Raw genomic sequence first — 13,349 nt, 5'->3', positions numbered from 1 at the left:
TCAGAGCCTGAGCTCGCCTGGGTCGGCATCGAGGTCGCTGTCCAAGTCTCCGCAGCCCAGCAGGCTCGTGTCCAGTTCCATGCGCTGTTCCATCTGGCGCAGGAAGTAACCGGTCATCATCGCCGAAGCCAGCAGGCCAGCCAGGTTTTCTCGGTTGGTCTGAATCTTGACCTCGAACTGCTCGCCAGGGAGCATCCCCAGCAGGCCTTGGACGTTGTGGCGAATGATGTCTTGGATGTCGCCACTGGCTGAGCGAGCAACCCTTTGCAGCACATCAGGAGACTGCTCCTGCAGGTACTGAATCAACGAGTTACCGCTGATCGCTTCGTTATCGGTGGTCAGGAACTCCGGGTTGAACATCGCCGGCGTGCTCTGCATCCGCATTGCACCTTACCCCAGCTCATTCGTCGCAGTAGGGGGGTGGCCCATGGCGGAGATCCGTAACCAGCCGAACCGATTGAGGGGCCAGTAACGAAGCACCGCTGTGCCGATCAAGGCCTTTTGCGGCAGGGGCCCCCAGAGGTGGGAATCCAAGCTGGCATTGCGGTTGTCTCCCAAAACCAGCAGATGGTCCGGGGGCACCGTGAGGGGTTCCAGTTGGTAGTCCATCGGTTCGGCTGACCAATCAATTGCCGCCTTGCTGCCGTTGCGCCACAGCACGCCATTGCGCACCTCCACCGCATCGCCCGCTTGTGCCACCACCCGCTTGATCAGGGCCGCCTTGGGGTCGTAGCCAGCTGCTAGCAGGGCTGCGGGGGGATGGAAGACCACCACGGTGCCGATTGGTATGGGGCGATGCAGCCGGGCGCGCAGCTTCTCCACCAGCACCCGATCCTGCAGTTGCAGGGCCGGGAGCATCGATCCCGAGGGAATCCAGCGGGGCTCCAGCACCGCCCAGCGCAGCACCAGGGCCAGCAACACCCAAACCAGCACCGGCACCACCTGGCGGCGCAGGGTTTCGACCAGGCTGGGAGTGCTGCTGCGGGGCGAGGACGACAAGGGTGCAGGGGAAACTGGATCAATCCATCCTGAACCGCCCTGGCGTGGAGTTGGCCCGTCGCAATCTCGAGGCGGCGCTGCTGCTGCTGAAGGCCCTGATGGAGCAGGGGCTAAGCCAGGCTGTCTTGTGTCCGGGCAGTCGCTCCGGTGCTCTGGCCCTAGCCCTGGGTGTGCTTGAGCCGCACGGGCTGGCGCTCTACACCGCCATTGACGAGCGCTCTGCCGCTTTCTTTGCCCTGGGTTTGGCCAGGGCCACTGGCAAAGCAGTTGCGGTTGTCACCACCTCGGGCACCGCTGTGGCAAACCTGTTGCCCGCCGCGGTGGAGGCGGACTATGGCGCCATCCCCCTATTGCTGATTAGCGCTGATCGCCCCAGCCGGCTCAAGGGCTGTGGGGCCAACCAGACCGTGAACCAGGAAAGCTTTCTGGCCGCCAGTGTGCGCTGGTTTGGCCAGGGCGATGGCACTGGACTGGCTGCCATGACGGACGCTGCCATCGCTGCCCTGGCTCGCCAGGCATGGTCTGCAACCCGGCCCCCTGGCCTGGCCCCGGGGCCAGTGCACCTCAACCTTCCCTTTGCCGAACCCCTGCATGCAGGCGGGCCGGCGCTGCTTGAGGCAACGGCCCACGCTTCCCTTGATATAACTCCCCCTCCATGGGGAGAGCTGAGCCTGAGGACCCCTGGATCAGGGATACAGGCAAGGCCCTTCAGCCCCGCTCCCGATCCCGACCAGCCAGGGGTGGTGGTTGCTGGTCCCTGGCGCGGCCTGCCCCAGAACTGGCCTGGATATGTGGAGGCTCTGGTGCGCTGGCAGCGGCGCACGGGCTGGCCCGTGCTGGCCGATGGCCTCAGCGGGCTGCGGGGGTTGGCTGAACTGGATTTGATCAGCAGCTACGACCTACTGCTCGAGGCTCCTGAACCCGAGCTGCGTTCAGCCCAGGTGCTGCGCCTTGGCCCCTTGCCCGCCAGCCGCCGCCTGCAGCGCTGGCTGGCCGACCAGGATGCTCTCCAGTGGCTTGTCAGTGAGGGCGAGCCGAGATGTCTTGATCCGCTAGGCGGCGGAGGGCACGGCAGCGGTTGCCAGCAGAGCGCCGCCGGACTTGCCGGCTGGAGTGCCAGCTTGCCGCCAGCTTTTTGGGCTGGTGGCCCCAGTGGCGAGGCCCTGCAGTTTGGAGCCCGCTGGCGGCAGCGGGAGCAGCACCTACAGCTCTGGCTAGATCAGCAGCTAGCAAACGCTGATGGGGCAGAAAATGGTGTAAGTGAGCTTTGTTTGGCGCGCCAGTTGGGTCTCCTGCTGCCCGCCGGCTTGCCGCTGGTGCTTGCCAACAGCAGCCCAGTGCGGGATTGGGAGAGCTTCGCCAATCCCGCAGCCCCCTGGCGACCGGTCTACGGGTTTCGAGGGGCCTCCGGCATCGATGGCACCCTCTCGATCGCTTGCGGGGTCGCTGAGGCCCATGGCCAGGCGGTGTTGCTCACGGGTGATCTGGCCCTGCTCCATGACAGCCATGGCTGGCTTTGGCAGCGCCAACTAAAGGGGCGTCTCACCGTGATCCTGATCAACAACGGCGGTGGCGGCATCTTTGAGCAGCTGCCGATTCGCACCACGCCTGAGCGGGCCCTGGATTTCGAGAGGCTGTTTGCCATGCCCCAGCAGCTTGATCACCTGGCTTTGGCTGCCGCCCATGGCGTGCCGGGGCGCAGGGTGCTGCAGCTAGCTGGCTTGCCAGCCCAGCTGGACTGGGCGCTGCAGCAGCCGCTGGCGCTGCTTGAGCTGGTGAGCGATCGCCGCGCCGATGCGCTCAGGCGCCAGACCTTGCGCAGAATGGCTGCCCAAGCCCTGATGCAGCCTTGAGCCCTTCCTCCCAGACCCCGGCAGCGGTGCAGTGGCAGCCCGCCGGCACCTACGAGGACATTCTTTTTGACCTATGCGAGGAGGGGATCGCCCGCATCACGATCAACCGCCCCCACAAGCGCAACGCCTTCCGGCCCCGCACCGTGCAGGAGCTTTGCGACGCCTTTTCCCGAGTCCGCGACAACCCTCGGGTCGGGGTGGTGTTGTTTACCGGCGCCGGCCCAGCGGCTGATGGTGGCTGGGCCTTTTGCGCTGGCGGCGATCAAAGCGTGCGCGGCGATGGGGGCTATCTCGACGAGTCGGGTTTGCCCCGGCTCAATGTGCTGGATCTGCAGCGCCTGATCCGCAGCTTGCCGAAGGTGGTGATTGCCCTGGTGGCGGGTTACGCGATCGGTGGTGGCCAGGTGCTGCACCTGCTGTGTGACCTGAGCCTGGCTGCTGAGAACGCCGTATTTGGCCAGACGGGACCGCGGGTGGGCAGTTTTGATGGGGGCTTTGGCGCCGGCTATTTGGCGCGGGTGGTGGGCCAGCGCAAGGCACGGGAGATTTGGTTTCTCTGCCGTCAATACGGGGCCGACCAGGCTTTGGCCATGGGCTTGGTGAATGGGGTTGTGCCCCTTGATCAGCTGGAGGCGGAGGGGATCAGCTGGGCGCGCGAGGTGCTGCAGCACAGCCCCACGGCGATCCGCTGCCTCAAGGCTGCCTTCAACGCTGAAACCGACGGATTAGCAGGAATTCAGGAGCTGGCCGGCCAGGCCACCCATCTCTTTTATCGAACTGAGGAGGGCCAGGAGGGGCGCAATGCCTTCCTTGAGAAGCGACCGCCGGACTTCTCCGATGCTCCCTGGTTGCCTTGAAAACAAACGGATTTCATTTCAGGGCAGTGGCTTGTTTGGGGCTGCTGCGATTGCTTCCGCTGCTGCTTGTGGGAGCCGCTTTATTTGCGCCTCCCCTTGCCGTTGCAGATGGAGAGCCATCTCTGCAGCGTCGGCTCGTCCTTGACCGGCGCCAGCGCCAGTTGCTGGTACTAGAGGGCAACCAGGAGCGCAAACGCTTTCCAGTGGGTGTCGGACGGCCGGGCTGGGAGACCCCGGTCGGTCAGTTTGCGGTCATCGAGCTGGCGGTAGATCCCACCTGGGAGCACCCAGCCACCGGCCAACACGTCCCGCCTGGACCCGCCAACCCCCTTGGCAGCCGCTGGATCGGCTTCCACCGCGACTGCAAGGGCCGCGCCGGCTTCAACGGCAGCGAGCACCTTGTGGTGAGGGGTTGCGTCAGTGCTGGCTTCCACGGCACACCCCAGCGGCACAGCGTGGGCCAGGCCGTTTCCCACGGCTGCGTGCGCCTACTGGATGAGCATGTGCGGGAACTGTTCGATCTGGTGGAGATGGGCACGCCCGTGACGGTGCTGCCCTAGCGACGCCCGTAGAGTTGCGCCCACCTCCGGTAACTCTGGGATGCGGGTCTTGTTTGCGGCGGCCGAATGCGCGCCGATGATCAAGGTCGGGGGCATGGGTGATGTGGTGGGCTCCTTGCCCCCTGCCCTAGCTGCCTTAGGCCACGACGTACGCATCATCCTGCCGGGGTACGGCAAGTTGTGGTCGAAGTTGAAGGTTTCGCCCGAACCCATCTGGCGCGGCCACACGATGGGCAATGACTTCGCTGTCTTTGAGGCCCGCCATCCCAGCAACGGCCTGATCCTCTATCTAGTGGGCCATCCGGTGTTTGATCCGGAGCGCATCTACGGCGGTGAAGACGAGGATTGGCGCTTCACCTTCTTTGCCAGTGCCACTGCGGAATTTTGCTGGCACCACTGGAAACCCCAGGTGCTGCACTGCCACGACTGGCACACCGGCATGTTGCCGGTGTGGATGCATCAAGACCCGGAGATCAGCACCGTATTTACAATCCACAATCTCAAGTATCAGGGCCCTTGGCGCTGGAAACTTGATCGCATCACCTGGTGTCCCTGGTATATGCAAGGGGACCACACGATGGCGGCGGCATTGCTTTACGCCGATCGGGTCAATGCGGTGTCCCCCACCTATGCGATGGAGATCCGCACGCCCCAATACGGCGAGCATCTCGATGGCTTGCTGAATTTCATCAGCGGCAAGTTGCGCGGCATCCTCAACGGCATTGATACCGAAGACTGGAATCCAGCCACTGATGCCAGCCTGCCAGCCCAGTTTTCGGCTGCAGATTTAGCCCCCCGGGCCCTTAATAAGCAGGCCCTGCAGGAGCGCTTTGGCTTGGCGGTGAATCCCCGCTCCTACCTAATGGGAATGGTGAGCCGGCTAGTCGATCAAAAAGGTGTCGATCTGCTGCTGCAGGTTGCTGATCGGGTGTTGGCCTACACCGACAGCCAGGTTGTCGTGCTGGGCACGGGGGATCGCACCTATGAGTCGGGGCTATGGCAGATGGCGGCGCGCCATCCCGGCCGCTTCGCCGTTTTCCTCACCTACGACGACGCCCTCTCGAGGCTGATCTATGCCGGCAGCGACGCCTTCTTGATGCCGAGTCGCTTTGAGCCCTGCGGTATCAGCCAGATGCTGGCTATGCGCTATGGCTCGATTCCGGTGGTGCGGATGGTGGGCGGTCTGGTGGACACCGTGCCCCCGAACGACCCCCTGGCTGGCAGCGGCAACGGCTATGGCTTCGATCGATATGAGCCCATCGACTTCTACACGGCGATCGTGCGCTCCTGGGAGGCCTACCGCAATCAGGCCAGTTGGCAGGAACTCCAGCGCCGGGGCATGGGCGTGGACTTCAGCTGGGCTCGCTCGGCGCTCGAATACGACGCCATGTACCGCGACGTTTGCGGGGTAAAGGAACCAACGCCTGAAGCGGCCGCCGTTGAGCGTTTCTCCCAGGGCCAGGATGCGGACCCCAGCCGGCGGGGCCTGGCTTCCCTGCTGAAGCGCCGTTGAACCCCTTTTGGTGACGCCACCAACTTCCGCCCCCGATAGGTCGGGCCGTGAGGAACCACCAGCTCCCTATCCGGCCCCTTACGTAGAACCTTGGGGCCGCCTTGCAGTGGACCTGCGTGCCGCCTTGGCCAGCACGGTGCTCAAGCTGCGGGAGCTGGTGCGCCGCAACCGCGAGGGCGATTTATCGGTGCCTGGCTTCTGGCCCCAAGGGCTTGCGGCCTTTTTTTGGCCGGTGCTGCTAGCCCTGGGCTTGGCTGTGCTGGCGTGGTCGCTGACGCTGCTGATAAAAACTTTTGCTCCCACCCCCACCAATTTTGATATTGCGGATAGTTCAGCTGTTCAACCAGTTGTTGAACAAGTTGCCCCCCGTCCTGATTTGCCGCTTGCGCAGGCCCTAGGCCAGCCACCTACCCGCTCTGTTGGTCCAGCTCCAAGCTCTCCTGAGCCTCCTGAGCTTGCAGAGCCTGCTCCAGTCGCGCGCCTTGAGCTCGACCCCCTGCTGGCCCTGCTTTCAAACGACGACCCCGATGGCTGCATTGCTTCTGCTCGCCCCCACCCAGAGCAGGGGCTGCTCGATCTGGAACTGGTCAATCCCTGGGCAGGCTTGCCATTGCAGCGCCGCCAGCAGCAGGCCGATCTCTGGCTGCAGCGCAGCCGCGAGTTGGGTTACGAGCGGCTGCGCCTGCTAGCCCCTGGCGGCAATCTGCTGGCCCAGGCCGCCCGGGTGGGTAGCGGCATGGTGCTGTTGGAGGCGGAGCCAATTCCTCAGCCATGATCCTCGGCATCGCCCCCGACTGCCGACGATGAGTCTGCGATTAGCCCAGTTGCAGGAGCTTTGGGGTCCACCCGCCACCGGACCAATGACGGTGGATCAGGCGGCCCAGAAGCTTGCCCCCCAAGCCATCTGCACCGATAGCCGCCAGCTGCGCGGCGGCGACCTTTTTCTGCCGCTGATTGGCGAGCGCTTCGATGGCCATGGCTTCCTTGCCGGTGCTCTCGAGGCTGGAGCCGCCGCCCTGCTAGCCCAGGCGGGCCACCTTGCGCCAGCCACCCAGGCCAGTGTGTTGGCTGCTGCCGCCGCAGCTCACATTCCCCTCTGGCTGGTGCCGGACACCCTCCATGCTTACCAGGACCTGGCGGGTCTCTGGCGCCTGCAGCTGGCGGCGCCGGTGGTGGCGGTGACCGGTTCCGCCGGTAAGACCACCACGCGGGAACTTATCCGCAGTGCCCTGGCACCGCTTGGGCCGATCTGGGCCTCCAGCGGCAACGAAAACAACGACGTAGGTGTTCCCCTGACCTTGCTTGGCGCAGGCCCTGATCAGGCGGCCGTGGTTGTGGAAATGGGCATGCGGGGCCTCGGTGAGATCGAACGGCTGAGTCGCTGCGCCAGCCCCGATGTGGCAGTGATCACCAACATCGGCACAGCCCACATCGGCCGGCTTGGCAGTCGTGAGGCAATCGCCACGGCTAAGTGCGAAATCGTGGCTGGTTTGGGGACCGATGGCTTGGTGGTGATCCCGGCTGGTGATCCTCTGCTGGACCGTGCCCTGGCCAGGGTGTGGTCTGGCCGGGTAGTGCGGGTTGCCCTGCAGGGAGAAGGCCATGAAGCGGCCGCAGATCTGCTGGGCAGCCTTGATTGCCAGGGGGCGATTTTGGAGTTGGCCGGAGTGGCCCTGCCTATGCCGCTAGAAGGAGTGCATCACGCCCGCAACCTGCTGCTTGCCATGGCGGTAGCTCGTGAGCTCGGCCTTGAGCCTGAGCGCTGGCGGCCACTGCAGGTGGATCTGCCCGGAGGACGCAGCCGCCGTTTACAGCAAAATGGCGTGCTGATCCTTGACGAGACTTACAACGCCTCACCGGAGGCGGTGCTTGCCGCCTTGGAGCTGCTGGCCCAGCAGCCTGGACGTCGCTTCGCGGTGCTAGGCACGATGCTCGAGCTGGGCGAGCAGAGCCTTGCACTGCACCGCAGCGTGGCCGAGCGGGCCAGGCAACTAAACCTTGATGGTCTGGTGATCGTGGACCAGGGCGAGGAAGGGGCGGCCATGGTTGCGGCGGCCATTGGCCTATCGCGTTTAAGGCAGGTGGATTGTCCGGAGGCTGCGGCTGAGCCATTGCAGCAATGGCTGCAGCCGGGAGATGTGCTTCTGCTCAAGGCCAGTCGGGGTGTTGCTCTGGAGCGCTTGATCCCGCTTCTCTGATCGGCCCTCCGGGGTCGGCGCGATCGGCCATGATGGCTGCGGAGCAGCATTTCACGATGTTGTGCCTTCGGGCGAAGGTCCTGGGTGGTGGTTCACTCGGGGCCTTTCTGCTTTCAGCCCAAATACCAACGCAACATGGCAGCCAGCTGCCCCACCATGCCCTTGCCGGTGAGAAGCTCGCCGGCGATTGCTGCAGCAAAGCCGAGCATGGCCATCCGACCGTTTAATAGTTCCACTCCGGCAAGGGCAGCCTTGTTCCAGGGTTTGGGGCTGGTCATGCTCTCGCCAAACCGTTCCACCGGCTCGTAGAGAAAGCCCTCTTTATCTGGTGAAGCTGCATCTGGTGAAGCTGCAGGACGCCTGTCGCGATTCATAAAAGCTGGGGAAGGTTGGCGCAGCCTATGGGGCTGGAGGGCTTGGCTGGTTTAACTGGCTGGACCAGTTTTCCTTGACGAGCTGGCGAGCACGGCCCAAAGCGAGCGACCCGGCCGGCACGTCCTTGGTGATCGTCGAGCCGGCACCGACGGTGACGTTTTCGCCCAGGGTCAGTGGTGCCACTAGCACAGAATTTGCCCCGGTTTTGCTGCCTGCCCCCACCACGGTGCGGTGCTTGCGCACGCCGTCGTAGTTAGCGGTGATTGTGCCTGCGCCAACGTTGACGCCAGCACCTAGATCTGCGTCGCCGATATAGCTGAGATGGTTTACTTTCACACCAGCGGCAAGACTGCTGTTTTTAACTTCCACAAAATTGCCGATGTGACAGTTCTCCGCCAAAGAGCTGCCGGGGCGTAGCTGGGCGAAGGGGCCAATGGCGCAGTGCTCACCCACCTGCACCTGGCGCAGCACTGAATAGAGCACGGTCACACCTGCTGCCAAACTGCTGTCTTCGATCAAGCAGCCGGGCCCGATGCGGCAGCCATCGCCGATGGAGCTGCTGCCTCGGAAGTGGCATTGGGGTTCAACCACAACATCCTGGCCAAAGCGGCAGTCCTCGCTGAGGGTGCAGCTAGCTGGATCGACAAAGCTGACACCCTCAGCCAGCCAGTGGCGCTTTAGCCGTTCCTGGAGTGCCGCCTCGCATTGGCTGAGCTGAAGCCGGTCGTTGATACCGGCGATTTCGTCGGCATCGGCCACCTCTCGGTGCATGGCCGGCCGGAGCAGGGCCACCGTGTCGGTGAGGTAGAGCTCGCCTTGGTCGTTGTCGGTGGTGAGCTTGGGCAGCACCTCGGCCAACTTGGCCCAGTTGAAGCAGTAGATCCCTGCGTTGGTGAGGTCGTTGAGACGCTGCTGGTCGTTGCAGTCGCGATGCTCCACGATTGCGCTAACGGAGCCGTTGGCATCGGCAAACACTCGCCCGTAGCCACTGGGATCGGCCAGCCTGGCTGTCAGCAGGGTCACGGCAGCGCCACTGCTGCGGTGTTGCTCCAGCAGGGCCGCAAGGGTTTCCGGGCGTAGCAACGGCACGTCGCCATTGAGCACCAGCAGATCCCCCCTGAAGTCATTTAGCGGTTCGAGCAGCTGCTGCACGGCGTGGCCAGTGCCGTTCTGGGGCTGCTGCAGCACGAATTCCAGGCCGGTTAGGCCCTGCAGCTGCTGCTCCACCCGCTCGGCCTGGTGGCCAACGATCAGCAGGCGCCGCTCTGGCTGAAGCTGCTGGCAGCTGGCCAGTACCCGCTCCACCAAGGTGGCACCGGCTAGGGGCTGGAGCACCTTGGGCAGGGCGCTCTTCATGCGGGTGCCCTTCCCTGCGGCCAATACGGCGACGGCGAGCATGGGCTTCTGGGTGGACTACCTATCAGTTTGCCTGCTGCTTAAGCCGGGCTAGGTCGTCCCAGAAACCCGGATAGGAGACGGCTGCCGCTTCCGGCCGGTGCAGCAGGGTGTCGCCCTGGGCGATGCCGGCCGCTACTGCCAGGCTCATGGCCACCCGGTGGTCGGTCTCACTGTCTACCTCTGCGCCGTGCAGCTCGGTGCAGCCGCTGATGGTCATGCCGTCTGCGAATTCTTCGATGCGGCCGCCCATCGCCCCGAGCTGCCGTGCCATTACCGCCAGGCGATCTGTTTCCTTAACCCGCAGCTCCTCGGCGTCACGAATGCGGCTGATGCCGCCGGCGCAGCAGGCGGCTACGGCTAGCACTGGGATTTCATCAACGAGCCGGGGGATCAGGTCGCCACCGATTTCAAAGGCTTGCAGCGGGCCGTGGCAAACCCGCAGGTCGCCCACCGGCTCTCCGGCCACATCCCGGCGGTTGAGCACGCTTATTTGCGCGCCCATCTGCTCCAGCACTTCAAGGATGCCGGTGCGGCTGGGGTTGAGCCCCACGTTCTGCACCGTGATATCCGCGCCTGGGGTGATGGCACCGGCCACCAGCCAGAAGGCGGCGGAGCTGATATCACCTGGCACCACCACGACTTGACCTTTGAGCCTTTGGCCGGGGGTCAGGGTCACCACCGTGTTGCCCGCACCACCCACCGACAACTCGGCGCCGAAGGCCCGCAGCATTCGCTCGCTGTGGTCGCGGCTCTGGGCCGGCTCGATCACGGTGGTGGGCCCGTCAGCGGTGAGGGCGGCAAGCAGGATGGCGCTCTTCACCTGGGCTGAGGCCACCGGGGTGTGAATGGTTGTGCCGCGCAGGGGCTGACCCATAACCGCTAGGGGTGCGTAGTTGCCGTCCCCGCGGCCATGGATCTGGGCACCCATTTGGGCCAGGGGGGCTCCGACCCGCCGCATCGGCCTGCCCCGTAGGGAGCCATCACCAGTGAGCACGAAGTGGCGGCCTACCCGGCCTGCCAGCAGCCCCAGCATCAGCCGCATGGTGGTGCCCGAATTGCCGCAATCGAGCACATCGCCAGGTTCCTGGAAGCCATCAAGGCCGGCGCCTTGCACCGTCACTGGCTGGCCGGCTTGAATCGGCGATACCTCCACACCCATGGCCCGCAGGCAGGCGGCCGTACTGAGCGGGTCCTCCGCTGGTAGCAAGCCCTCGATGCGGGTTTCTCCCTCGGCGATAGCCCCAAACAAAAGGGCCCGGTGAGAGATTGATTTATCCCCGGGCACCTGCACGGTTCCCGCCAGGGTGCCGCCACCAGTCAGGCGGAGTGGGGCGGGATTGGCGGCGGAATGGGCCACGAAGCTCTGAAGGCAGTGGGCCGATCCTATGGATCGCGCCGCTGCTCGACCGATCCATAGGTATGCCAGTGGCAGAGCGGGCCTTGACCAGCGCCAATGGCTAGGGCGGAGCGCAAGCCGCCTTCCACGTAGCGCTTGGCCTCGTTCACGGCCTCCTGGAGCGATCGTCCCAGGGCTCGCTGGGCAGTGATCGCTGCCCCCAGGGTGCAGCCACTGCCGTGGGTGTGGATGGTGCTAATCGGCGTGTGGCTGAGCCACTGCCCTGGCGCATGCCGCTCTAGGAAGTAGTCGAGGCCGCGCAGCTCCGGCCGGCCGCCGCCTTTTACCAGCACCGCTGCTGACCCCAGCTCCAGCAGCCTCTGCGCCGCTTGCTCAACCGCAAGCTCCAGATCGCTAGCCGCCTCGATCGTCACGCCGCTTAGTAGCTGGGCTTCGTGCAGGTTGGGGGTGAGCAGCTCGGCCAAGGGCAGCAGCAGTCGGTAGGCAGCGATGGCGCTGGGCTCCAGCAGCACTGACCCTGCCCGCGACACCATCACCGGATCGATCAACATCGGGATCGCCAGCGGAGCTAGGGCGGCAGCAGTGGCCTCGATCAGGCTGGCGTTGAGCAACATGCCGGTTTTCAGGGCGGCTACCGGCAGGTCCGTGAGCACCGCGGTGATCTGGGCGCTCAGGGCCTCTGGCGGCAGAGCGTCCACGCGGCTGACACCTGTGGTGTTTTGGGCGGTGACGCAGGTGATGCCCTAAACACGGCGCACCCTGCTGAGCCACCCCGCATCAGGACTCATGGCTGCAGGCGCAACGACAGACGCAGACGACAAGACGGTGATCTACCGGCTTGACCTTCCCGCCGAGTTGGCGGCGCCGCTGGCCGAGGAAGCCGAAGCCAACGAGCGCACCATGCCCGGCCAGGTGCGGCATGTGATCCGGCAATGGCTCAGCAGCCGCAACGGCTGATCAACCCCGCCAGCTGATTGCTGGCACCCACCGCCCTTTGGGGCTATCGCACCAGATCAACTCAAATGATTGCCACCGAACAACACGACCTCTGGTCCGCCGCCATGGCATTGGGCGATTGGCGGCATCCAGGCATCTACACCATCGTTCATATTCCCACCGGGCTGCAGTACATAGGCGCCAGCCAGTGCGTAAAGCATCGGCTTAACGCTCACTTCCAGGGCGCCTATAGCCCAATTTGGTCAATACGGCTGAAGCAAGAACTTGATAGGCGCGGAGCCGATGTCTCAACAGTCCGCGACCGGCGCCACTACTTCCCCGTTTGGCTGGAGACCTGCAGCCCAAAGGCCGAGGAGCTTAAGGACCGCGAACGGCACCACATCCAGCTGCTGTGCCCAGTCCTTAACGCTCAGCGCCCCGCTCCCTACACCTGCGGAAAGTCACGCAACACCTCTAAGTGGCTTGATACCCCACCCCCCAGAAACGGCTACCGCATTGCAGAGCTGACCAAGATTCGGCATCAGCTCAGGGAGCTGCAAATTGCCGATGGTCTTCAGGCCCGAGATATTCAGAGAACCAGAGATGCGCTGATCAGCGTCATCTGTGAATCCGCTTTCCGCCAAGCAGAGGCTGAATACGCAGACCGAGTGCGCGAACGGGTTGGCGACCAATTCGCTGGCAATAACGGCTGGTCGCTAACTGAGTACCTGAATCGGAAGACGTTCAGCTACTGGAGCACAAGGCCGTCTCCCGCCTGATTGCAGCTGCCTGGCATCAGTCGGCGCTGTGTAAGCCCAGGCATTTATTCACCCCACCCTTGAGGTGGATTCCACAAACACTTATCCCGAACAATGACTAGTTACAAACTGACTGAAGAAGAGCAAGCCCAAGTCCTTAGAGTCTTCCGGGTTCTCGATGAAGCTGCGGACATAATCGGACCACTCCTGTACGAAAGGCCCGCATTCCGGCTTGAAATCAATGACCTTATCTGCCGTGAAGTGTGCAGCGAATACTCCGCGCAGCTGAGGACTCTGCGGCTTACTGGTTACGACACCCTTCATCGCGACAGGCCAACTGCTGATGAAGTTGAAGCAGCGCGACTGCGAGAGATCGACTACGCCGATGACGAGTCTGCGATAGATCGCATCAATTCTGCCGCCAAATACTTAGCCGATCCAAAAGAGCACGATCTATACGAGGCACTTAAGCTGTTGTCCAATTCGGGTGATTTTCCTACCAGTCATTCCTTCGAGGAGTGAAAGGTTAATTCTCGCCCTTCACT

Annotated in this window: 15 protein-coding genes; 9 read left to right on the top strand and 6 right to left on the bottom strand. The window is 63.9% G+C overall.

What is annotated here, in order from left to right; translation table 11 throughout:
- Nucleotides 1–360 (bottom strand): DUF760 domain-containing protein, encoded by a 360-nt coding sequence (locus tag U9970_RS06215; RefSeq protein WP_254941274.1) that lies wholly within the window; start codon nucleotides 358–360, stop codon nucleotides 1–3.
- A gap of 30 nt (nucleotides 361–390) precedes the next feature.
- Nucleotides 391–966 carry a signal peptidase I gene (lepB, locus tag U9970_RS06210; RefSeq protein ID WP_322766048.1) on the bottom strand — a complete coding sequence of 192 codons (576 nt, stop codon included), beginning with the start codon at nucleotides 964–966 and terminating at the stop codon, nucleotides 391–393.
- 131 nt (nucleotides 967–1,097) lie between these two features.
- Here lepB and menD point away from each other — a divergent pair, with 131 nt between their 5' ends.
- From menD to U9970_RS06180, 6 genes are all read left to right on the top strand, one after another.
- Complete coding sequence (gene menD / locus U9970_RS06205) at nucleotides 1,098–2,852, top strand: 2-succinyl-5-enolpyruvyl-6-hydroxy-3-cyclohexene-1-carboxylic-acid synthase (RefSeq protein WP_322766047.1); 1,755 nt, start codon at nucleotides 1,098–1,100, stop codon at nucleotides 2,850–2,852.
- Nucleotides 2,849–3,709 (top strand): 1,4-dihydroxy-2-naphthoyl-CoA synthase, encoded by an 861-nt coding sequence (gene menB / locus U9970_RS06200; RefSeq protein WP_322765788.1) that lies wholly within the window; start codon nucleotides 2,849–2,851, stop codon nucleotides 3,707–3,709. The genes menD and menB overlap by 4 nt, the downstream gene beginning before the upstream one ends.
- Before the next feature lie 26 nt (nucleotides 3,710–3,735).
- Nucleotides 3,736–4,269, top strand: coding sequence for a L,D-transpeptidase (locus U9970_RS06195; protein WP_407653089.1), 534 nt, complete (start codon nucleotides 3,736–3,738; stop codon nucleotides 4,267–4,269).
- Between the two features lie 40 nt (nucleotides 4,270–4,309).
- A complete protein-coding gene (gene glgA, locus U9970_RS06190; protein ID WP_322765786.1) occupies nucleotides 4,310–5,782 on the top strand; it encodes a glycogen synthase GlgA in 1,473 nt (490 codons plus the stop codon).
- A gap of 106 nt (nucleotides 5,783–5,888) precedes the next feature.
- Complete coding sequence (locus U9970_RS06185) at nucleotides 5,889–6,557, top strand: hypothetical protein (protein WP_322765785.1); 669 nt, start codon at nucleotides 5,889–5,891, stop codon at nucleotides 6,555–6,557.
- Between the two features lie 28 nt (nucleotides 6,558–6,585).
- Nucleotides 6,586–7,980, top strand: coding sequence for a UDP-N-acetylmuramoyl-tripeptide--D-alanyl-D-alanine ligase (locus U9970_RS06180; protein WP_322765784.1), 1,395 nt, complete (start codon nucleotides 6,586–6,588; stop codon nucleotides 7,978–7,980).
- Between the two features lie 113 nt (nucleotides 7,981–8,093).
- Here the strand turns inward: U9970_RS06180 and U9970_RS06175 are convergent, their stop codons facing one another.
- The 4 genes from U9970_RS06175 to U9970_RS06160 are packed head-to-tail and all read right to left on the bottom strand — an operon-like array spanning nucleotide 8,094 to nucleotide 11,808.
- Complete coding sequence (locus tag U9970_RS06175) at nucleotides 8,094–8,354, bottom strand: chlorophyll a/b-binding protein (RefSeq protein WP_322765783.1); 261 nt, start codon at nucleotides 8,352–8,354, stop codon at nucleotides 8,094–8,096.
- A 25-nt stretch (nucleotides 8,355–8,379) separates the two neighbouring features.
- Complete coding sequence (glmU, locus tag U9970_RS06170) at nucleotides 8,380–9,753, bottom strand: bifunctional UDP-N-acetylglucosamine diphosphorylase/glucosamine-1-phosphate N-acetyltransferase GlmU (RefSeq protein WP_322765782.1); 1,374 nt, start codon at nucleotides 9,751–9,753, stop codon at nucleotides 8,380–8,382.
- Between the two features lie 22 nt (nucleotides 9,754–9,775).
- Nucleotides 9,776–11,110 carry a 3-phosphoshikimate 1-carboxyvinyltransferase gene (gene aroA, locus U9970_RS06165; protein WP_322765781.1) on the bottom strand — a complete coding sequence of 445 codons (1,335 nt, stop codon included), beginning with the start codon at nucleotides 11,108–11,110 and terminating at the stop codon, nucleotides 9,776–9,778.
- A 26-nt stretch (nucleotides 11,111–11,136) separates the two neighbouring features.
- The gene (locus U9970_RS06160) at nucleotides 11,137–11,808 is read right to left on the bottom strand and encodes a PfkB family carbohydrate kinase (RefSeq protein WP_322765780.1); all 672 of its coding nucleotides are present in this window, start codon (nucleotides 11,806–11,808) and stop codon (nucleotides 11,137–11,139) included.
- An 88-nt stretch (nucleotides 11,809–11,896) separates the two neighbouring features.
- Between U9970_RS06160 and U9970_RS06155 the strand changes: the two genes are divergently transcribed.
- The 3 genes from U9970_RS06155 (at nucleotide 11,897) to U9970_RS06145 (ending at nucleotide 13,326) form a co-directional block, all read left to right on the top strand.
- A complete protein-coding gene (locus tag U9970_RS06155) occupies nucleotides 11,897–12,067 on the top strand; it encodes a hypothetical protein (protein ID WP_322765779.1) in 171 nt (56 codons plus the stop codon).
- 65 nt (nucleotides 12,068–12,132) lie between these two features.
- Nucleotides 12,133–12,825: a GIY-YIG nuclease family protein gene (locus tag U9970_RS06150; protein WP_322765778.1), complete on the top strand. Its 693-nt coding sequence runs from the start codon at nucleotides 12,133–12,135 to the stop codon at nucleotides 12,823–12,825.
- Between the two features lie 93 nt (nucleotides 12,826–12,918).
- The gene (locus tag U9970_RS06145) at nucleotides 12,919–13,326 is read left to right on the top strand and encodes a hypothetical protein (protein ID WP_322765777.1); all 408 of its coding nucleotides are present in this window, start codon (nucleotides 12,919–12,921) and stop codon (nucleotides 13,324–13,326) included.
- Nucleotides 13,327–13,349 lie beyond the last annotated feature (23 nt).

This window comes from Cyanobium usitatum str. Tous, from assembly GCF_963920485.1.
Lineage (GTDB): Bacteria > Cyanobacteriota > Cyanobacteriia > PCC-6307 > Cyanobiaceae > Cyanobium_A > Cyanobium_A usitatum_A.
The sequence above is the reverse complement of the archived record's forward strand: the minus strand, read 5'-3'. Positions and strand labels throughout refer to the sequence as shown.